Raw genomic sequence first — 1,282 nt, 5'->3', positions numbered from 1 at the left:
GGGACTGCTGAAGGTTTGGTTGTCACCTGACCTGCGGCGACTTCTGTCGTCGCTGGAAGGATGTTGACCATGCCTGCTCCCCATCCCAAGGAGTTCCGCGACGACGTCGTCGCGGTCGCCCGACGCGGTGATGCACCCGTGTCTAAGATCGCCAAGGACTTCGGGATCAGCGAGTCCTGCCTGCGCAACTGGCTCGCGAAAGCCGACGTCGAGGACGGCGTCCGACCTGGTGTCACGAGCACCGAGAACGCCGAGCTGCGTGAAGCTAGGAAGAAGATCCGGCTCCTCGAGCAGGAGAACGAGGTCCTACGCCGCGCAGCCGCCTACCTCTCGCAGGCGAATCTGAAGCTCGGCCAGTCCCCAAAATGACGTTCCCGCTGGTCCGTGACCTTGCCGCCGACAAGATTCCTGTCGCGGTGACCTGCCGGGTGCTGGGCTTCTCCCGGCAAGCCTTCTATGCCTGGGACCGCGACCCGGTCAGCGACCGCGACCTGGCGGATGCCTACCTGACCAACGCCGCGCTCGACGTGCACGCCGACGACCCCGAGTTCGGCTACCGGTTCGTCGCCGACGAGCTCGTCGCGGCCGGCCACGTGGCGTCCGAGCGGCGGGTGTGGCGGCTGTGCTCGCAGGCCCAGATCTTCTCCGCACACAGCCGTCGACGGGGTACCGCGAAGCGGCCTGGTCCGCCGGTCCACGACGACCTGGTCCAACGCGACTTCACCGCAGACGCGCCGAACCAGCTGTGGCTCACCGACATCACCGAGCACCACACCGACGAGGGGAAGCTCTACCTCTGCGCGATCAAGGACGTCTTCTCGGCACGGATCGTGGGCTACTCGATCGACTCGCGGATGAAGACCCGCATCGCCGTCGCAGCCATATCGAGTGCGGTCGCTCGCCGTGGTGGACCAGCCGCAGTGCTCGGGTGCACGGTCCACTCAGACCGGGGCAGCCAGTTCCGTTCCAGGAGGTTCGTCGAGGAGTTGAAACACCAGGGCCTTACCGGGTCGATGGGTCGTGTCGGTGCGGCCGGGGACAACGCCGCGATGGAGTCCTTCTTCGCGTTGCTGCAGAAGAACGTCCTCAACCGGCAACGCTGGCGCACCCGAGAAGAGCTCCGGCTGGCGATCGTGACCTGGATCGAACGGACCTACCACCGCCGGCGCCGCCAACGGGCACTCGGGAAGCTAACCCCGATCGAATTTGAGACCATCTACGCGGCCGCTGACGCGGCCTGAAACCACTCACCACGAGTGACAACCAGACCTTCAGCAGTCCC

At 65.9% G+C, this 1,282-nt stretch carries 1 protein-coding gene; it reads left to right on the top strand.

Annotation, left to right across the window (positions count from 1 at the left end; translation table 11 throughout):
- Nucleotides 1-69 precede the first annotated feature (69 nt).
- Nucleotides 70-1,241 (top strand): IS3 family transposase gene (locus tag PD653B2_RS24130; protein WP_414689181.1). Its coding sequence is split into 2 segments (ribosomal slippage): nucleotides 70-327 and nucleotides 330-1,241, totalling 1,170 coding nucleotides; the frame shifts between segments, so codons are not numbered across the junction.
- Nucleotides 1,242-1,282: the final 41 nt, after the last annotated feature.

This window comes from Nocardioides sp. PD653-B2 (genome assembly GCF_002117935.1).
In the GTDB taxonomy this organism is placed as follows: domain Bacteria; phylum Actinomycetota; class Actinomycetes; order Propionibacteriales; family Nocardioidaceae; genus Nocardioides.
The sequence above is the reverse complement of the archived record's forward strand: the minus strand, read 5'-3'. Positions and strand labels throughout refer to the sequence as shown.